A 17,718-nucleotide genomic window follows, 5' to 3' on the forward strand; every position below is an offset into this window, starting at 1 on the left:
CGAGCCCCCGCCCGCCGCTCACCCCCGCAGATCCACCAGCAACGGCGGCGCGTGCTCGCCCTGCACGGTGGTCAACGACACCACGGCATGCCCCGGCGGCACCCCGTGAGCCAACTCGGAGGCCGACCACCGCTCCCGCTCCACCTGGCGCACGGTGACGGCGCGCGCGGTGGGCGCCTGCCCGGTGATGACCCGCCGCAGCATGTGCACGGCCTTGCCGGCCGGAGTCTCGGCGATGATCTGCCGGTCGGTGACGTCCCGGGTCTCGGTCCACTCCTTGCCCCACACCTCGGCGAAGTCCTGCCCGTCCCAGGGGGTGAGCCCGGACAGCGCCACCCGGCAGCCCGTGGCGCCGAGCAGCGGGCCGCGCAGCGGCCGGGGCACGTCGTCCAGGGTGCGCAGTGTGAGCACCGTGCCGGCGTTGCCGCTGCGCAGCCGCTGGATGCCGCGCACGGCCTCCGGCGTGACGACCCCAGTGGCGTCGTCGAGCAGCAGGCAGGCGAACAGCGACCGGTCCTCCCGTGCCGTCACGGAGGCCGTGAACTGGGCGAGCACCAGCCGGGCCAGGATCCGGGAGGCGTCGGCGTGGCCCCGCTGGGGCAGGTCGATGCGGACCCGTACCGGATGGTCGAGGGCGCGCAGCGAGAAGGGCCGGCTCTGCCCGGAGGTGTCGAAGAAGCCGGCGAAGGCGGGCCGGTCGAGCAGGGCGATCCGGTCGGCGAGGACGGCGCCGACGTCGCCCGGGTGGGCCATCTGCCGCTCCCGGGCGTCGAGTTCCCTGAGCAGCGAGGCGTGCCCGGTGTCGGTCAGCCCCTTGCGCAGCGCGGCCAGCGGGCCGGGGGCGCCGTCGAGCAGCTGCCGCAGCTCCGGCACGGAGGGAAAGCGGTCGTGGACGGCGCTGAAGGGGCCGAGCAGCTGGGCGAGGACGGTGGTGGAGCGGCGGCTGTCGCTGCCCGGGTGCGGGTCGGCTAGGTCGCCGACGAGGGCCTCGGCGAGTATGGCGGCGGCCTCGTCGGGGTCGGTGGTGCCGCCGTAGAGGTCGAGGTCGTGGGCGGAGTCGGGGTGGCCGACGCGGACGACGACGTCGTAGGCCTCCGCCGGGCCGAGGCCGGCGCCCGCGGCGCCGACCACCACGACCGCCGCCCGGCCGGCCAGGGCGTGCAGGCACAGGGACTCGGCGAGCGGCCGGACCAGGCCGCCGGTCTTGCCGGAGCCGGCCGGACCGACGGCGACCAGCGAGGTGGCGAGCAGCTCGGGGCCGAGGGCGAGGCCGGCGCCGCGGTAGTGGTAGGGGTTGCGGGGGTCGTCGGCGGTGGTGCCGAGCCGGACCTGGCCGGTGAGCAGGTCGTGCCGGGCGTACCGGGCGGGCAGGTCGCGGTCGCCCGAGGGGTGCGGGCAGGCGGCGGCGCCGTCCTGGAGCACGGCGCCGGTGAAGCCGGCGAGGCTGTGCCGGCCGGACCGTACGCTCTGCCAGGCCCGGCTGATCCGCGCGTGGTCCACGTCCCGCATGAGCCCGGCCCTCGCCTCGGCGGCGAGCCGCTCGGCGGCCTCGTACGCCCCGGCCTGCCGCAGCTGGGGCCATTCGGCGGGGTCGTGGTCGGGGGCGGGCGGGGGCGCCGCCACGGGCGCGGCGGGGCGCCAGGCGGGCGGCCCGTAGCGGCGCCACACCTCGCCCCAGCGGCCGAGGCGGCCGACGACCAGCACGATGGCGAGGGCGATGACGGTGTAGTACGAGTACCAGAGGAGCGCGTTGCCGACGCGGTCGTTGCCCTGGCGCCAGGAGTCGGGCGTGAACAGCTCCAGGGGCAGCACCCACCAGCCGCCCAGGTAGCCGTTCCACAGCAGGGACCACACCAGCCAGCCCACGAGGAAGGCGATCAGCGCGCCGCTGATCAGCTGCCGGGCCGGGATCTGCTCGGGCTCCTGCTCGGGCCGGGGGCGGTACCCGAAGCGCCACACGCCCGGCGCGGCCTGCGGGCGGGGGGTCCGCAGCCAGGTGAGGAAGGGGGAGCCGTCCGGTTTCGGCGGCGCTCCGGGCGGCACCGGCGGCATCCCGGGCGGCATGGGCGGGATCTCCACGCCCCCCGGCGGCGCGGCAGGCCGTGGTACGGGGTTCGTGTGGGTGCCGTGTGGCATGCGCGTGCTGTCGCCGTCCATCGACCTTGCCCCCTGACCAGCGCGTCCGTCCGCCGTTCCGTCCGTCATCAGCGAGTCAATCTAACGCCCCGGCAAGGGGAGTTCACCGCTTACGTGGCCGTAACGGGCCGGGCCCGCCCGGGTGGGCTATGTCCACGGCGGACAAGGGCGGCCGTCGACAACGCCCACATGGAGCATGCCGACCCCCGGGAACCGGTCTTAGCCTGCGAGAAAAGAAGGTATGCGTCCGAAAACGCACCGCCCGGAACCGCCCGGGACCGCCCGGTACGCAAGATCATCAGGGAGCCCCCCATGACCGCACTTCCGCAGGAGCGCCGCGTCGTCACCGCCATCCCCGGCCCGAAGTCGCAGGAGCTGCAGGCCCGCCGTACCGCCGTGGTCGCGCAGGGCGTGGGCTCCGTACTGCCGGTGTTCACCACCCGCGCGGGCGGCGGCATCATCGAGGACGTCGACGGCAACCGCCTCATCGACTTCGGTTCCGGTATCGCGGTGACGAGCGTCGGCGCCTCCGCCGAGGCCGTGGTGCGCCGGGCCTCCGCCCAGCTCGCCGACTTCACCCACACCTGTTTCATGGTCACCCCCTACGAGGGCTACGTGGAGGTCGCGGAGGCGCTGGCCGAGCTGACCCCGGGTGACCACGCCAAGAAGTCCGCGCTGTTCAACTCCGGCGCCGAGGCCGTCGAGAACGCCGTGAAGATCGCCCGGGCGTACACCAAGCGGCAGGCCGTCGTCGTGTTCGACCACGGCTACCACGGCCGTACCAACCTCACCATGGCGCTGACGGCGAAGAACATGCCGTACAAGCACGGCTTCGGGCCGTTCGCGCCCGAGGTGTACCGCGTCCCGGTCGCCTACGGCTACCGCTGGCCGACCGGTCCGGAGAACGCCGGCCCCGAGGCCGCCAAGCAGGCCATCGACCAGATCACCAAGCAGGTCGGCCCGGACAACGTGGCCGCGATCATCATCGAGCCGGTCCTCGGCGAGGGCGGCTTCATCGAGCCGGCCAAGGGCTTCCTGCCGGAGATCGTGAAGTTCGCCAACGACAACGGGATCGTCTTCGTCGCCGACGAGATCCAGTCCGGCTTCTGCCGCACCGGCCAGTGGTTCGCCTGCGAGGACGAGGGGATCGTCCCGGACCTGATCACCACCGCCAAGGGCATCGCCGGCGGTCTCCCGCTCGCCGCCGTCACCGGGCGCGCGGAGATCATGGACGCCGCGCACGCCGGCGGTCTCGGCGGCACCTACGGCGGCAACCCCGTCGCCTGCGCCGGTGCGCTCGGTGCCATCGAGACGATGAAGGAGCTGGACCTCAACGGCAAGGCCAAGCGCATCGAGGAGGTCATGAAGGGCCGCCTCACCGCCATGGCCGAGAAGTTCGACATCATCGGCGACGTGCGCGGACGCGGTGCCATGATCGCCGTCGAGCTGGTCAAGGACCGCGCCACCAAGGAGCCGAACCCGGAGGCCACCGCCGCGCTCGCCAAGGCCTGCCACGCCGAGGGCCTGCTGGTCCTGACCTGCGGCACCTACGGCAACGTGCTCCGCTTCCTGCCCCCGCTGGTCATCGGCGAGGACCTGCTGAACGAGGGCCTCGACATCATCGAGCAGGCCTTCGCGCGCATCTGAGCGGCGGGTCCGCGCCCGACGGAGCGCGCCTCGGCAGGCCGTGTGAAGAAGGTGTGCGGGGTGGATGGCGGGTGCCGGTTGCGGCTGCCCAAGCGCCCCGGCCTGCCGTAGGTTCTCTCCTGAGATGAGAGATACACCCGCCCACAGGGGACTGTGGACGGACGCCGGGCCGGGGCCTCCCCAGCTTCGACCTGGTCGTGCCCTCGCGCACACAACCGGCGCCTGACGCCGGGATCTCCTCACCGATCGGACGGTCGCCGCCCCAAACCCCCCGGGGCGCGCGACGTTCCGGTCCGGACGGCCGCCCCGGAACCACCCCCCCTGTTCCGGGGCGGCCGACCTCCTTCCCCGCCTCCCGGGGTACGTCTGCCAAGCTGGGCGCCGTGTCGACCGCAGTCCGCCGCGCCCCGCTCCTCGCCCTCCCGGCCGTCCTCTTCGCGCTGATCACCTGGCAGGTCATGGCGCACGGCCCGCTGCTGCGCCTGGACGCCCGGCTGAGCCGGGCCCTGGTCCGCCCGGACCGGTTCGCCGAGATCCTGTCCGACCTGGGGAACATCCAGGTCGCCGTCCCGGTCCTGGTGCTCGTCCTCGGCCACGTCCTGTGGCGGGGCCGGGCCGCCGGGGCCGAGCGGTGGTGGCTGCCGCCGCTCGCCGCGGCCGTGCTGATGGCGCTGGTCCCGGCGATCGTCGAACCGCTGAAGGACTGGACCGCCCGGCCCGGGACGCCGGTGGTGCCCCCGGCCGTCGGCTACTTCCCCTCCGGTCACACGGCCACGGCGGCGGTCGCCTACGGCTCGGCGGCCCTGCTCTGGCTCCCCTGGCTCCGCTCCCCCGCCGCCCGCCGCTCGCTGCTGGCCGGCACCGCGGTGCTGGTCCTCGGGGTGTCGTACGGTCTGGTCCGGCACGGCTACCACTGGCCGCTGGACGTGGTGGCCAGCTGGTGTCTGTGCACCGTGCTGCTGACCGCCCTGTCCCTCGTGCCGGGCGTCGGCCGGAGCGGCCGCCGGACGCCCGGGTGACCACACCGTCCGCCCGCTACCGGTCCTCGTCCCGGCGCCGGGCCTGCTCCGCGGCGGCCTCGTGCATCGCCAGTTCCAGCAGCGCCGGGTCGGTCAGCGTGCCCGAGCCGTCCGGCGGCACCAGCCAGCGCACACCGCGGGTCGCCCGGCCCGGGTACGGTACGACGATCCAGGTGCCGGCCCCGGCGGTACGGATGCCGGTGCCGAGCCAGCGGGTCGCGGTGCCCGGGGGCACGAAGAACCCGACCCGGCTGTCGCCGAAGTCGACGAGCACCGGGCCGAGCCGGTCCAGGACGCGGGTGAGCACGTCCAGGGTCGGATAGCCCAGGTCGCCCGGCAGGATCAGGACGTCCCACGCCCGGCCGGCGGGCAGCAGGGCGACCCCGAGGGGATTGCGTTCCCACTCCCAGCGGCAGGCCCCGGGGTCCGGTGCGACCGATGCCAGCCATTCGACCGCTGTCTTCGCCCCTGTCATCGTTGAGCCTCCCTCTCCTCTTCCTGTGACGCGGTCGCGCCGGGAGAAGAGAGGGAGGTTCTCCGCAGGGCATTACGCGACTGCGCCCGCCCCGTTGGAGTGAACCGGCTCACATCAGCTGTCGAAGCCGAGCCCCAGCCGGTCCATCGTGCGCAGCCACAGGTTGCGCCGGCCGCCGTGGGCGTCCGCGCGGGCCAGGGACCACTTGGTGAGGGCGATGCCGGTCCAGGCGAACGGCTCCGGCGGGAACGGCAGCGGCTTCTTGCGGACCATCTCCAGCTCGGTCCGCTCGGTGCGCTCCCCGTCCAGCAGGTCCAGCATCACGTCCGCGCCGAACCGGGACGCGCCGACCCCGAGGCCCGTGTAGCCCGCGGCGTAGGCCACCCGGCCCTGGTGGGCGGTGCCGAAGAACGCCGAGAAGCGGGAGCAGGTGTCGATCGCGCCGCCCCAGGCGTGGGTGAAGCGGACGCCCTCCAACTGCGGGAAGCAGGTGAAGAAGTGGCCCGCGAGCTTGGCGTAGGTCTCGGGCCGGTCGTCGTACTCGGCGCGGACCCGGCCGCCGTAGGGGTAGATGGCGTCGTAGCCGCCCCACAGGATGCGGTTGTCGGCGGACAGCCGGAAGTAGTGGAACTGGTTCGCGGAATCCCCGAGGCCCTGCCGGTTCTTCCAGCCGATCGAGGCGAGCCGGTCGGCGCTCAGGGGCTCGGTCATCAGCGCGTAGTCGTAGACCGGGACGGTGTACGAGCGGACGCGGCGCAGCAGGCTCGGGAAGATGTTGGTGCCGAGCGCGACCCGGCGGGCCCGGACGGCGCCGTACGGGGTGCGTACGGCCATCCCGGCGCCGTAGCTCTTCAGGGAGAGGGCGGGGGTGTGCTCGTACACCCGCACCCCGAGTTCCAGGCAGGCCTTCTTCAGGCCCCAGGCGAGTTTGGCCGGGTGCAGCATGGCCACGCCCCGGCGGTCCCACAGGCCCGCCTCGAAGGTGGGCGAGTTCACCTGCTCGCGCACGGCGTCGGCGTCCAGGAACTCGATGCCGTCCGCGAGCCCCCTGTCCACCAGCTGCCGGTGCCAGTCGCGCAGTTCCCAGGCCTGGTAGGCCGCGGTGGCGACGTCGATCTCGCCGGTGCGTTCGAAGTCGCAGTCGATGCCGTGCCGGGCGACCGCGGCCTCGATCTCGTCGAGGTTGCGCCGGCCCAGCTCCTCCAGCTTGTGGATCTCGCCCGGCCAGCGGGCCAGGCCGTTGGGCAGGCCGTGCGTGAGGGAGGCGGCGCAGAAGCCGCCGTTGCGGCCGGAGGCGGCCCAGCCCACCTCGCGGCCTTCCAGCAGCACCACATCGCGCCGCGGGTCGCGCTCCTTGGCGTTCAGCGCGGTCCACAGTCCGCTGTAGCCGCCGCCGACGACCAGCAGGTCGCAGGTCTCGGTGCCGGTGAGGGCGGGCTCGGCGGGCGGCTTGCCGGGGTCTTCCAGCCAGTACGGGACCGGCTGGGCTTCGGAGAGTGAGGCGATCCAGTTGTCTTTTCCACGGCTCATGGCGCTTGGGGCCATGATTTCAACTCCCTACAGATCCCTACGGAGGACGTTCCGGAAAAGGGCTAGGCCTTTTGCCTGTTGCGGCGGTTGTTGACGACCATCGAGGTCAGGACGAGGAGCACGGCGACGAGGAACATGGCCGTACCGATGACGTTGATCTGCACGGGCGTGCCGCGCTGCGCCGAGCCCCACACGAACATCGGGAAGGTGACGGTCGAGCCGGCGTTGAAGTTGGTGATGATGAAGTCGTCGAAGGAGAGCGCGAAGGAGAGCAGCGCGCCCGCGGCGATCCCGGGTGCCGCGATCGGCAGGGTGACCCGCAGGAAGGTCTGCACGGGACCGGCGTACAGGTCCCGGGCGGCCTCCTCCAGGCGCGGGTCCATCGACATCACGCGCGCCTTGACCGCGGTGACGACGAAGCTCAGGCAGAACATGATGTGGGCGATCAGGATCGTCCAGAAGCCGAGCTGCGCGCCCATGTTGAGGAACAGGGTGAGCAGCGAGGCGGCCATGACGACCTCGGGCATCGCCATCGGCAGGAAGATCAGCGAGTTGACGGCGCCGCGGGCGCGGAAGCGGTAGCGGACCAGCGCGAAGGAGATCATCGTGCCGAGGATCGTGGCGCCGACCGTGGCCCACACGGCGATCTGGAGGCTGAGGGACAGCGAGCCGCACATGCCGGCGACGCCGCACGGGTCCTTCCAGGCGTCCGTGGAGAACCGCTGCCACTCGTAGTTGAAGCGGCCCTTCGGCTTGTTGAACGAGAACACCGTGACGATGACGTTCGGCAGCAGGAGATAGCCGAGGGTCAGCAGTCCGGCGATGACGACGAGACGGCGCTTGAGCCAGTTGACGAAGGGCATTCAGACCAGATCCTCCGTGCCGGACCGGCGGATGTAGAGCGTGACCATGGCCAGGATCGCGGCCATGAGGATGAAGGACAGGGCCGCGGCCGTCGGATAGTCCAGGATGCGCAGGAACTGCGTCTGGATGACGTTGCCGATCATGCGGGTGTCGGTGGAGCCGAGGAGTTCGGCGTTGACGTAGTCACCGGCCGCCGGGATGAAGGTGAGCAGCGTCCCGGAGACCACGCCCGGCATGGACAGCGGGAAGGTGACCTTGCGGAAGGTGGTCCACGGCCTGGCGTAGAGGTCACCGGCCGCCTCGTGCAGCCGTCCGTCGATCCGCTCCAGCGAGGTGTACAGCGGCAGGATCATGAACGGCAGGAAGTTGTACGTCAGCCCGCACACCACCGCGAGCGGGGTGGCGAGGACGCGGTCGCCGGCCGTCCAGCCGAGCCAGTTGGTGAGGTCCAGGACGTGCAGCGAGCCCAGCGCGTGCACGACCGGGCCGTTGTCCGCGAGGATCGTCTTCCAGGCCAGGGTGCGGATCAGGAAGCTGGTGAAGAACGGCGCGATCACCAGGACCATGATCAGGTTGCGCCAGCGGCCGGCGCGGAAGGCGATGAGGTAGGCCAGCGGATAGCCGAGCAGCAGGCACAGCACGGTCGCGGCGGCCGCGTAGAACACCGACCGCAGGAACTGCGGCCAGTACTCGGCGAGCGCGTTCCAGTAGGTCGCGAAGTGCCAGGTGACCTTGTAGCCCTCCTCCAGCGAGCCCTGCTGCACGGAGGTGGAGGCCTGGTAGATCATCGGCAGCGCGAAGAAGACGATCAGCCAGAGCATGCCGGGCAGCAGCAGCCAGTACGGGGTGAACCGGCCGCGCTTGCGCGGGGGCTTCTTCCCCTCGGTGGGCGGGGCGAGCGGCGGGGGCGCCTCGGTGAGCGTCGACATCAGGCGGCCGCCTCTTCCTCGGTGCCCGCGTCGATGTCCTGGTCCGCGTCGAGGCCGAAGGTGTGGGCCGGGCTCCAGTGCAGGACGACGTCGGCGCCGGGGACCAGCCGGCCGTCGCGCTCGACGTTCTGGACGTAGACCGCGAACTCGGGGCACACCGCGCTGTCGATCACGTACTGCGTGGACACGCCGATGAAGCTGGCGTCGGCGATCCTGCCGGTGATGCGGTTGCGGCCCTCGGGGATGGCGCCGGACTCGTCGGCGTGCGTGAGGGAGATCTTCTCGGGGCGGATGCCGACCAGCACCTTGCCGCCGGCCGTCGTCGGCGCCGTACATCGCGCCTCGGGCAGGACCAGCTTGCCGCCGCCGGCCCTGAGCACGATGTCGTCGCCGTTCTTCGTGTCGACCTCGGCCTCGATGAGGTTGGAGGTGCCGAGGAAGTTCGCGACGAACGTGGTGTGCGGGTTCTCGTACAGGTCGGCCGGGGAGCCGAGCTGCTCGACGCGGCCCGCGTTCATCACCGCGACCGTGTCGGCCATGGTCATGGCCTCCTCCTGGTCGTGCGTGACGTGCACGAAGGTGATGCCGACCTCGGTCTGGATGCGCTTGAGCTCCAGCTGCATCTGGCGGCGCAGCTTGAGGTCGAGGGCGCCGAGCGGCTCGTCCAGCAGGAGCACCTTCGGGTGGTTGATCAGCGCGCGGGCCACGGCGACCCGCTGCTGCTGGCCGCCGGAGAGCTGGTGCGGCTTCTTGCGCGCCTGCTCGCCCAGCTGGACCAGCTCCAGCATGTCCTCGACCTGCTTCTTCACGCTCTTGATGCCGCGCCGGCGCAGACCGAAGGCGACGTTCTCGAAGATGTCGAGGTGCGGGAAGAGGGCGTAGGACTGGAAGACCGTGTTCACCGGCCGCTTGTACGGCGGCAGGTGGGTGACGTCCTGGTCGCCGAGGCGCACGGTGCCGGAGGAGGGTTCCTCCAGGCCGGCGATCATGCGCAGGGTGGTGGTCTTGCCGCAGCCGGAGGCGCCCAGCAGGGCGAAGAAGGAGCCCTCGGGCACGGTCAGGTCCAGCGGGTGTACGGCGGTGAAGGAGCCGTAGGTCTTGGAGATGCCGGAGAGGCGGACGTCGCCGCTGTTGTCCGGTGTCGTCTTCATCGTCGTCACGCCCCTGTGAGCTTCGCGAACTTCTCTTCGTAGGCCGTCTCTTCCTTCTGGCTCAGGGAGCGGAAGGCATGGGACTTCGCCTGCATGGCCTTGTCGGGGACGATCAGCGGGTTGTCCGCCGCGTCCTTGTCGATCTTCGCAAGGTAGGGCTTCACGCCGTCGACCGGTGTCACGTAGTTGATGTACGCGGCGAGCGCGGCGGCCTGCGGGGGCTCGTAGTAGAAGTCCATGAGCCGCTCGGCGTTCGTCTTGTGCCGTGCCTTGTTGGGGACGCACATGTTGTCGGTCGACGTCATGTAGCCGCTGTCCGGTACGACGTAGTCGACGTCCGGGCTGTCCGCCTTGAGCTGGACCACGTCGCCCGCCCAGGCCACGCAGGCCGCGAAGTCGCCCTTGGTCAGGTCGGAGGTGTAGTCGTTGCCGGTGAAACGGCGGATCTGGCCCTTGTCGACGGCCTTCTGGAGGCGGGCGATCGCCGCGTCGAAGTCGTCGTCGGAGAACCGCGCCGGGTCCTTGCCCATGTCGAGCAGGGTCATCCCGACGGAGTCCCGCATCTCCGACAGGAAGCCGACGCGCCCCTTCAGCCGGGGGTTGTCGAGCAGGTCGGAGACCGACCTCACCTCGATGCCGTCGAGCGCCTTCTTGTTGTAGGCGATCACGGTGGAGATGCCCTGCCAGGGGTACGAGTACGCCCGCCCGGGGTCCCAGTCGGGGTCGCGGAACTGGGCCGAGAGGTTGGCGTAGGCGTGCGGGAGGTTCGACGGGTCGAGCTTCTGCACCCAGCCGAGGCGGATCAGCCGGGCGGCCAGCCAGTCGGTGAGGACGATGATGTCCCGGCCGGTGTCCTGGCCCGCGGCGAGCTGGGGCTTGATCTTGCCGAAGAACTCGTTGTTGTCGTTGATGTCCTCGGTGTAGTCGACCGTGATCCCGGTCCGCCGGTGGAAGGTCTCCAGGGTGGGGTGGCGCTTGCCGCTCGCGTCCACGTCGATGTACTCGGTCCAGTTGGAGAAGTTCACGACCTTCTCGCGGGCCGAGTGGTCCTCGGCGGAGGTACCGCCCTGGGTTCTGCCCGCCGCGGGGATCCCGCAGCCGCTCAGCGCCCCGAGGCCGCCGGCCGCGAGCGCGCCGCTCGCGGTGACCCGCAGCAGCGAGCGGCGGGTGAGGGCGGCCCGGCCGCTGCGCAGACTGCGTCGCATGGCGGCCACTTGGGGCGGGGTGAGGCGGTCGGGCTCGTACTGCTCCATGCGCGTGGTGCCCTTTCGGGAGGGATCGGCCTGCTGGGTGGCCTGGTCGTTCTCTAGCGGTCCCCGAAGACGGTGCGGTGCCAGTCCTTCTCGGCCACCGCGGTGTTGTCGAACATGACGTGTTTGACCTGCGTGTATTCCTCGAACGAGTAGGCCGACATGTCCTTGCCGAAGCCCGAGGCCCGGTAACCGCCGTGCGGCATCTCGCTGATGATCGGGATGTGGTCGTTGATCCAGACGCAGCCCGCCCTGATCTCACGGGTGGCCCGGTTGGCGCGGTAGACGTTCGTGCTCCACGCGGAGGCGGCGAGGCCGTAGGGGGTGTCGTTGGCCAGCCGGATTCCTTCATCATCGCCGTCGAACGGAAGGACGACCAGTACGGGACCGAAGATCTCCGACTGGACGATCTCGCTGTCCTGGGCCGCGCCGGCGATCAGCGTGGGCCGGTAGTAGGCGCCGTCCTTCAGGTCGCCCCCGGGAGCCTCGCCGCCGGTGACCACGCGCGCGTAGCCTCGCGCCCGGTCCACGAAGGCGGCGACCCGGTCGCGCTGGGCGTGCGAGATCAGCGGACCGAGATCGGTGCCGGGCGCGAAGGGGTCGCCGAGCCGGACCGTCTCCATCAGCGCGGCCGTCCGCTCCACGAACGCCTCGTACAGCGGCCGCTGCACGTACGCGCGCGTGGCGGCCGTGCAGTCCTGCCCGGTGTTGATGAGGGCGCCCGCGACCGCGCCGTGCACGGCGGCCGTCAGGTCGGCGTCGTCGAAGACGACGAAGGGGGCCTTGCCGCCCAGCTCCAGGTGCAGCCGCTTGACGGTGGAGGTGGCGATCTCGGCGACGCGCCTGCCGACGGCGGTGGAGCCCGTGAAGGAGGTCATGGCGACGTCGGGGTGCCCGACGAGGTGCTCACCGGCCTCCTTCCCGGTGCCGGTGACGATGTTGATCACCCCGTCCGGGATGCCCGAGTCCGTGGCGGCCCGGGCGAACAGCAGCGAGGTCAGCGGGGTCAGCTCGGCGGGCTTCAGGACGACGGTGTTGCCCGCGGCGACCGCCGGGAGGATCTTCCAGGCGGCCATCTGAAGGGGATAGTTCCAGGGCGCGATGGACCCGACGACACCGATCGGCTCCCGCCGGATGTACGACGTGTGGTCGCCCGAGTACTCGCCGGCCGACTGCCCCTGCAGATGCCGGGCGGCGCCCGCGAAGAAGGCGGTGTTGTCGATGGTCCCCGGCACGTCGAACTCGCGGGTGAGCTTCAGCGGCTTGCCGCACTGGAGCGACTCCGCGCGGGCGAAGTCCTCGGCGCGGTCGGCGAGCACCGCGGCGAACCGGTGCAGGGCGTCCGAGCGCTCGCCGGGGGTGGCGGCGGCCCAGGCCGGGAAGGCGGCGCGCGCGGCGGCCACGGCCGCGTCGACGTCGTCGGTGCCGGCCAGCTCGTACGTGTACACCTCCGCGCCGGTGGCGGGGTCGGTCACGGCGTGCCGGCGGCCCGAGGTGCCCTTGGCCGGCCGGCCGTCGATGAACTGCGCGCCCTCGGCGAAACGGTCCTGCGCGGGAAATCGTTCCGGGGTGGCGGTGCCCGGGTTCTGCATGTCGCTCTCCTCCGCCGTGCACCCCGGCCCGGGGGCGGGTGGCGTAGCTCCAGCTCGATTTGAGTGCCGATCCTGGCAGAGGCATGGGGTCCGAACAAGTGATTCCGTTGTTGCCTTTTGGTTACGCGACGGAATCTGTCGACCAGGTGTCGAGTCGGTGCGGAAAAGGGCGGACGGAGTGTCAGTGGTGCCTGCCAGACTCGCGTGCATGGGGAAGATCGACGGGATGGCGTCCCTGATCAGGGAGGTCCGGGCGGGGACCCGGATCAGGTACCTCTACTTCTGGGGGCACCGGCCGCGACCGGACGGCCGGATCGGCGCGAGCTGCCTGAGTCAGTGGTGGCCCGCACCGTTCACGGTGGACGGCGTGGAGTACGCGACGGCCGAGCACTGGATGATGGCCGGCAAGGCCCGGCTCTTCGGGGACGCGGAGGCGGAGCGGAGAGTCCTGGCCGCGAGGCATCCCGCCGAGGCGAAGACGGCGGGACGGCTGGTGCGGGGCTTCGACGAGGCGACCTGGGAGCGGGAGCGGTTCCGCCTGGTGACCGAGGGCAGCGTGCACAAGTTCACCGCCCACGCCGACCTCGGGCGGTTCCTGCGGGGCACCGGCGACCGGGTTCTGGTGGAGGCGAGCCCGGTGGACCGCGTCTGGGGCATCGGCCTGCCGGCGGACGACGAGGCGGCCGCGGATCCGGAGCGGTGGCGGGGGCGGAATCTGCTGGGCTTCGCGCTGATGGCGGCGCGGGAGGGGCTGGGGGGCGGGTAGCGCGGGGCGCGGGTCGTCCTGCCGGGGGGCCGGCTGCGGTCGTCCTGAGGGGGAGCGCCCGCTGCCAGGGTTCGCGGTCGCCGGTCGCGACCTGTGCTTCCCGCCGCGTCTGCGCTGCCGTCGCGACCTGTGCTTCCCGTCGCGCCTGGGCTGCCGGTCTCTCTCTCTCTCCCCCCCCCGCGCTGCGGTCGGCGCAGGACGGCCCCGGCAGCGGTTACGGAGCAGCGGTGCCGGGAGTGCCCGGCGCCGGTTCAGCCGCGTACCGCGATGTACAGGGCCACCAGGCCCAGCGCCAGGACGATCCCCGCGGCGCCGCAGATGATGCCGGCCAGGGCCACGCCCGGGTTCGTCGCCTCGCCACGGCGGGCCTTGCCCCGGCCGATCCCGCCGAAGATCAGGGCCAGGACGCCCAGCACCAGGGCGAGCGGCCACAGGATGAAGCCGACGGCCGAGATGATCCCCAGCACCAGCGAGGCCGTCCCCATGCCGTTGCTCGGGGGTGCCTGCATACCCGGCCAGCCGTAGCCGGTGCCGACGGGGTAGGGCGCGTACGGGGTCTGCTGCGGGCCCGGGTGGCCGTACGAGGGCGCGGTGCCCGGGTAGCCGTACGGCACCTGGCCGGGGCCGTCCGGGGCGATGGGCGGCGGAGGCACCGGTTCCGTGCCCGCGTGCGGGGGCAGGGGATGCGCCGGGGGTGCGAAGGGGTTCGGCTGCGGCGCCGGGACGGGCGGTGCGAAGGGGTTCGGCTGCTGGGCGGTGGGCCCGGGGGCCGGGGGTGCGAAAGGGTTCGGCTGCTGGGCGATGGGCCCGGGGGCCGGGGGTGCGAAAGGGTTCGGCTGTGGTGGGGTCGGTGCGGGGGCCGGGGGTGCGTAACCGTCGGACGGGCCGGCCCAGGGCGCGCCACCGGCGTCGGCGGGCACGGGCGGGGGCCACGAGACCAACGTCTGCTGATCGTGGACGGAGCCGGATGCGGGCGCCTGAACCTGACCGTGGCCGGAGCCAGGGCCCGGAGGGGCGTCGTGGACGGCCTGGCCATGGCCGGAGGCAGGGCCCGGAGCGGCGTCGTGGACGGCCTGACCGTGGCCGGAGCCGGAATCCGGCACGGCGTGCTGCACGGGCCCCCGGTCCGCCCCCGGCTCCGCCGGTCCCCCGCCCCCTACCCCTGCCTGTTCCTTCGACAGGGACACCTGAGGCCCAGGGACCTCGTGGTCGGCGGGTATGGGCCGGCGCGGCTGGTCGGACATGGTGGAAGGGCCCCCTCGCTGGATGTCCTGTCATGCTACGGGCAGGGCGGGACGCGATCGCCCGGGGCCTACGATGATCCCGCGTCACCGATCAGCCGATCACCGCGCCCGCACCGCAGGACAACGCACCGTGTCCGCCCCGGGCGCCCGTCCCGGGGAGGACCCCTTGACCGACAGCTCCGTACCCGCCACCGGCACCGCCGACCGCGATCTGCGCGCCTTCGTCGCCGGGCTGCCCAAGGCGGAACTGCACGTCCACCACGTCGGCTCCGCCTCCCCCCGCATCGTGTCGGAACTGGCCGCCCGCCACCCCGACTCCAGGGTCCCCACCGACCCCGAGGCCCTGGTCGACTACTTCACGTTCACCGACTTCGCGCACTTCATCGAGGTGTACCTGTCGGTCGTGGACCTGATCCGCACCCCGGAGGACGTCCGGCTGCTCACCTACGAGGTGGCCCGTGACATGGCCCGCCAGCAGGTGCGGTACGCCGAGCTGACCCTCACCCCGTTCTCCTCCACCCGGCGCGGCATCGACGCGCGGGCGTTCATGGACGCGATCGAGGACGCCCGCAAGGCGGCGGAGGCCGAGTTCGGGACCGTACTGCGCTGGTGCTTCGACATCCCCGGCGAGGCGGGTCTGGACGCGGCCGAGGAGACCACGCGGCTGGCCACCGAGGACCGGTTCCGCCCGGAGGGCCTGGTGTCGTTCGGGCTCGGCGGGCCGGAGATCGGCGTGCCCCGGCCGCAGTTCAAGCCGTACTTCGACCGGGCCATCGCCGCCGGGCTGCGCTCCGTCCCGCACGCCGGGGAGACCACCGGCCCGCAGACGGTGTGGGACGCGCTGACCGAGCTGCGCGCCGAGCGGATCGGGCACGGCACAAGCTCGGCGCGGGACCCCGAGCTGCTCGCCCACCTCGCCGAGCACCGCATCCCGCTGGAGGTGTGCCCGACCTCCAACATCGCCACCCGGGCGGTCCGCACCCTGGAGGAGCACCCGATCAGAGAGTTCGCCCGGGCCGGGGTGCTGGTCACGGTCAACTCCGACGACCCGCCGATGTTCGGCACCGACCTGAACAACGAGTACGCGGTGGCCGCCCGGTTGCTGGACCTGGACGAGCGGGGCCTGGCGGACCTGGCGAGGAACGCGGTGGAGGCCTCCTTCCTCGACCCGGCGGGCAAGGCGCGGATCACGGCGGAGATCGACACCTACACCACCGCCTGGCTCGCCTCCTGACACCCACCACAATGGGGGCCATGCAGACCGTGACCGCCGTGGCCCACCGCGGCGACCCCTACCGTTTCCGTGAGAACACCCTCGACTCACTGCGGTCCGCGCTCGACCGGGGCGCGGACGCCGTCGAGGTCGACGTCCGGCTCACCCGTGACGGCGTGCCCGTACTGCTGCACGACGACACGCTGCGGCGGCTGTGGGGCGTCGACCGGCCGCTGGCCGCGCTGTCCGCCGACGAGTTGCGCGGGCTCACGGCGGACGGGGTGCCGACGCTGGCGGAGGCGCTGGCCGCGACCGGGGACAGCAGGGTGATGGTGGACCTGTGCGGGCCGGTCGGCCGCCGTACGGTGGAGCGGACGCTGGACGTGGTCCGGCAGAGCGGGGCCCGGGACCGGGTCTACTACAGCGCGCACGCCGAGGCGATGCTCGCCGTCCGCACCGCCGACCCGGCCGCCGAGATCGCCCTGACCTGGACGACCCTGGCCCCGCCCCGGCCCGCGGTACTGGCCGCGATCCGCCCCCGCTGGCTCAACTACCGCTTCCCCCTGGTGACCCGGGAGCTGGCGGCCCGCATCCACCACGACGGCCTCCTGCTGTCGGTGTGGACCCCGGACACCCGCCGCTCCATGAGCCGTCTGCTGGACCTGGGCGTCGACTCGATCACGACGAACCGGGTCGACGTCCTGCACTCCCTGCGCACCGCGGACGGGACGCCCGGTTAGCAGCCGGAGTGCTCCAGCGGGGGTGCGATCGCCTGGGCGTCCGCGCCCTCGCCCACCCACAGCCCGATCAGCAGCGCGGCCGTCGCCTCCAGCAGTCCGGCCCGGTCCAGCCCCCCGGCGTGCAGCGGCACGCAGCCCAGGTCGCGGACGAGCCGTCGTACGACCGTGAGCGCCTGCTCGTCGTCCCCGCACAGCGGGACCGCGAGCGGGCGTCCGGCGAAGACGGGCGGGGTGAGCCCCCAGACGCTGCTGTGGCACAGGTTGAACGCCTTGACCACGCGGGCGGTGGGCGCGGCGGCGGCGATGCGCTCGGCCATCGCCGGGCCGCCGGCCGTGAGCAGGGTGAAGCCCGGGCCCACCGCGTTGGTGCAGTCGATCAGCACCCGGCCGCGCAGGACGTCGCCGAGTCCGGTGGCCAGTTCCACGGCCGCCGTGTGGGGCACGGCCAGTAGTACGGCGTCGGTGCCGTGTTCCGCCGCGGCGCGCACGTCACCCCGCGTGCGGCTGCCCGCGACCACGGTGTGCCCGGCCCGTTCCCACTGCTCGCCCAGCGCCCGCGCCATCGCCCCGGTGCCGAGAATCCCTATCCGCACAATGTCTCCCCTTCACGGGTCTGTTGGATACGGACACGACAGTAGGAAGCCGCTCGGGCACCATTCGGTGCGTGACCGACGACCACGCCTTCCTCGCCGACTGCCGGGCCCGGCTCGCCTTCGACCTGCTCGCCAACACCTGGAACCCGGTGGTGCTGTGGGCCCTGAGGGACGGTCCGCTGCGGCCGGGGGTGCTGCGGGAGCGGATCGGCGGGATCAGCCAGAAGGTGCTGACCGAGACCCTGCGCCGGCTGGAGTTCAACGGCCTGGTGGAGCGGCGGTCCTACGGCGGTTCGCCGCCCCGCGTGGAGTACGGACCGACCCCGCTGGGCCGGACGTTGCTCGCGCCGATCGACGCCTTCGGTGCCTGGGCGTTCGAGCACGGCGACGAGGTGATGGCCGCGCAGGAGCGCCACACCCGCGACCGCCGGCCTCACCCGTAGGGGCTGTTCCGGACAACTCCCCGGGTTCAGAGGCCGGTTGATCGGGGCCGAGCAAGGGTCGTACGCCCTCCTCGGTGAGGATCCGCACCCCGCGCCGGGCCCCGGAAGATGATCACGAACCGTCTT

At 72.4% G+C, this 17,718-nt stretch carries 15 protein-coding genes and 1 pseudogene; 6 read left to right on the top strand and 10 right to left on the bottom strand.

Going from position 1 to position 17,718, the window contains the following annotated elements; all coding sequences use genetic code 11:
- Positions 1-18: 18 nt before the first annotated feature.
- On the bottom strand, positions 19-2,157 hold the full coding sequence (locus ACZ3ZD_RS17760; RefSeq protein WP_467398011.1) for an ATP-binding protein: 2,139 nt from the start codon (positions 2,155-2,157) through the stop codon (positions 19-21).
- A gap of 291 nt (positions 2,158-2,448) precedes the next feature.
- Between ACZ3ZD_RS17760 and gabT the strand changes: the two genes are divergently transcribed.
- Both gabT and ACZ3ZD_RS17770 read left to right on the top strand, forming a co-directional pair.
- Positions 2,449-3,783, top strand: coding sequence for a 4-aminobutyrate--2-oxoglutarate transaminase (gene gabT, locus ACZ3ZD_RS17765; RefSeq protein ID WP_467398013.1), 1,335 nt, complete (start codon positions 2,449-2,451; stop codon positions 3,781-3,783).
- A gap of 458 nt (positions 3,784-4,241) precedes the next feature.
- On the top strand, positions 4,242-4,802 hold the full coding sequence (locus ACZ3ZD_RS17770; protein ID WP_467398440.1) for a phosphatase PAP2 family protein: 561 nt from the start codon (positions 4,242-4,244) through the stop codon (positions 4,800-4,802).
- 16 nt (positions 4,803-4,818) lie between these two features.
- On the opposite strand, the gene ACZ3ZD_RS17775 is transcribed toward ACZ3ZD_RS17770, so the two are convergent.
- The 7 genes from ACZ3ZD_RS17775 to ACZ3ZD_RS17805 form a co-directional block, all read right to left on the bottom strand.
- On the bottom strand, positions 4,819-5,277 hold the full coding sequence (locus tag ACZ3ZD_RS17775; RefSeq protein ID WP_467398015.1) for a hypothetical protein: 459 nt from the start codon (positions 5,275-5,277) through the stop codon (positions 4,819-4,821).
- 114 nt (positions 5,278-5,391) lie between these two features.
- Positions 5,392-6,822 (bottom strand): NAD(P)/FAD-dependent oxidoreductase, encoded by a 1,431-nt coding sequence (locus ACZ3ZD_RS17780; protein WP_467398018.1) that lies wholly within the window; start codon positions 6,820-6,822, stop codon positions 5,392-5,394.
- A gap of 47 nt (positions 6,823-6,869) precedes the next feature.
- Positions 6,870-7,670: an ABC transporter permease gene (locus ACZ3ZD_RS17785; RefSeq protein ID WP_467398020.1), complete on the bottom strand. Its 801-nt coding sequence runs from the start codon at positions 7,668-7,670 to the stop codon at positions 6,870-6,872.
- The gene (locus ACZ3ZD_RS17790; RefSeq protein ID WP_467398023.1) at positions 7,671-8,600 is read right to left on the bottom strand and encodes an ABC transporter permease; all 930 of its coding nucleotides are present in this window, start codon (positions 8,598-8,600) and stop codon (positions 7,671-7,673) included. It abuts the gene before it with no gap.
- A complete protein-coding gene (locus ACZ3ZD_RS17795; RefSeq protein WP_467398025.1) occupies positions 8,600-9,760 on the bottom strand; it encodes an ABC transporter ATP-binding protein in 1,161 nt (386 codons plus the stop codon). The genes ACZ3ZD_RS17790 and ACZ3ZD_RS17795 overlap by 1 nt, the downstream gene beginning before the upstream one ends.
- Positions 9,757-11,004: a polyamine ABC transporter substrate-binding protein gene (locus ACZ3ZD_RS17800; protein WP_467398027.1), complete on the bottom strand. Its 1,248-nt coding sequence runs from the start codon at positions 11,002-11,004 to the stop codon at positions 9,757-9,759. The genes ACZ3ZD_RS17795 and ACZ3ZD_RS17800 overlap by 4 nt, the downstream gene beginning before the upstream one ends.
- Before the next feature lie 53 nt (positions 11,005-11,057).
- Positions 11,058-12,593, bottom strand: coding sequence for a gamma-aminobutyraldehyde dehydrogenase (locus ACZ3ZD_RS17805; RefSeq protein WP_467398030.1), 1,536 nt, complete (start codon positions 12,591-12,593; stop codon positions 11,058-11,060).
- 208 nt (positions 12,594-12,801) lie between these two features.
- Here ACZ3ZD_RS17805 and ACZ3ZD_RS17810 point away from each other — a divergent pair, with 208 nt between their 5' ends.
- Positions 12,802-13,359, top strand: coding sequence for an NADAR family protein (locus tag ACZ3ZD_RS17810; RefSeq protein WP_467398032.1), 558 nt, complete (start codon positions 12,802-12,804; stop codon positions 13,357-13,359).
- Positions 13,360-13,610: 251 nt separating this feature from the next.
- Here ACZ3ZD_RS17810 and ACZ3ZD_RS17815 read toward each other — a convergent pair whose 3' ends face one another.
- Positions 13,611-14,012, bottom strand: a complete 402-nt coding sequence (locus tag ACZ3ZD_RS17815) for a DUF4190 domain-containing protein (RefSeq protein WP_467398035.1) — start codon at positions 14,010-14,012, stop codon at positions 13,611-13,613.
- A 618-nt stretch (positions 14,013-14,630) separates the two neighbouring features.
- On the opposite strand from ACZ3ZD_RS17815, the pseudogene ACZ3ZD_RS17820 reads away from it, so the two are divergent.
- Both ACZ3ZD_RS17820 and ACZ3ZD_RS17825 read left to right on the top strand, forming a co-directional pair.
- Positions 14,631-15,837: pseudogene (locus tag ACZ3ZD_RS17820) on the top strand (adenosine deaminase).
- Positions 15,838-15,857: 20 nt separating this feature from the next.
- Positions 15,858-16,556: a glycerophosphodiester phosphodiesterase gene (locus ACZ3ZD_RS17825; protein WP_467398037.1), complete on the top strand. Its 699-nt coding sequence runs from the start codon at positions 15,858-15,860 to the stop codon at positions 16,554-16,556.
- Here ACZ3ZD_RS17825 and ACZ3ZD_RS17830 read toward each other — a convergent pair.
- Entirely contained in the window at positions 16,553-17,149 is a 597-nt protein-coding gene (locus ACZ3ZD_RS17830) for an NADPH-dependent F420 reductase (RefSeq protein ID WP_467398040.1), read from the bottom strand. The genes ACZ3ZD_RS17825 and ACZ3ZD_RS17830 overlap by 4 nt on opposite strands.
- Before the next feature lie 71 nt (positions 17,150-17,220).
- Here ACZ3ZD_RS17830 and ACZ3ZD_RS17835 point away from each other — a divergent pair, with 71 nt between their 5' ends.
- Entirely contained in the window at positions 17,221-17,592 is a 372-nt protein-coding gene (locus tag ACZ3ZD_RS17835; protein WP_467398042.1) for a winged helix-turn-helix transcriptional regulator, read from the top strand.
- The last annotated feature ends 126 nt before the right edge of the window (positions 17,593-17,718 follow it).

It is taken from the genome of Streptomyces sp. NPDC023481 (genome assembly GCF_055560195.1).

Bases quoted from the DNA above. Each gene is read 5' to 3' on its own strand.
- ACZ3ZD_RS17775 (WP_467398015.1), bottom strand. From the start codon at position 5,277: ATGACAGGGGCGAAGACAGCGGTCGAATGGCTGGCATCGGTCGCACCG.
- ACZ3ZD_RS17770 (WP_467398440.1), top strand. From the start codon at position 4,242: ATGGCGCACGGCCCGCTGCTGCGCCTGGACGCCCGGCTGAGCCGGGCC.
- ACZ3ZD_RS17825 (WP_467398037.1), top strand. From the start codon at position 15,858: ATGCAGACCGTGACCGCCGTGGCCCACCGCGGCGACCCCTACCGTTTC.
- ACZ3ZD_RS17780 (WP_467398018.1), bottom strand. From the start codon at position 6,822: ATGGCCCCAAGCGCCATGAGCCGTGGAAAAGACAACTGGATCGCCTCA.
- gabT (WP_467398013.1), top strand. From the start codon at position 2,449: ATGACCGCACTTCCGCAGGAGCGCCGCGTCGTCACCGCCATCCCCGGC.
- ACZ3ZD_RS17810 (WP_467398032.1), top strand. From the start codon at position 12,802: ATGGGGAAGATCGACGGGATGGCGTCCCTGATCAGGGAGGTCCGGGCG.
- ACZ3ZD_RS17805 (WP_467398030.1), bottom strand. From the start codon at position 12,593: ATGCAGAACCCGGGCACCGCCACCCCGGAACGATTTCCCGCGCAGGAC.
- ACZ3ZD_RS17790 (WP_467398023.1), bottom strand. From the start codon at position 8,600: ATGTCGACGCTCACCGAGGCGCCCCCGCCGCTCGCCCCGCCCACCGAG.
- ACZ3ZD_RS17760 (WP_467398011.1), bottom strand. From the start codon at position 2,157: ATGGACGGCGACAGCACGCGCATGCCACACGGCACCCACACGAACCCC.
- ACZ3ZD_RS17785 (WP_467398020.1), bottom strand. From the start codon at position 7,670: ATGCCCTTCGTCAACTGGCTCAAGCGCCGTCTCGTCGTCATCGCCGGA.
- ACZ3ZD_RS17800 (WP_467398027.1), bottom strand. From the start codon at position 11,004: ATGGAGCAGTACGAGCCCGACCGCCTCACCCCGCCCCAAGTGGCCGCC.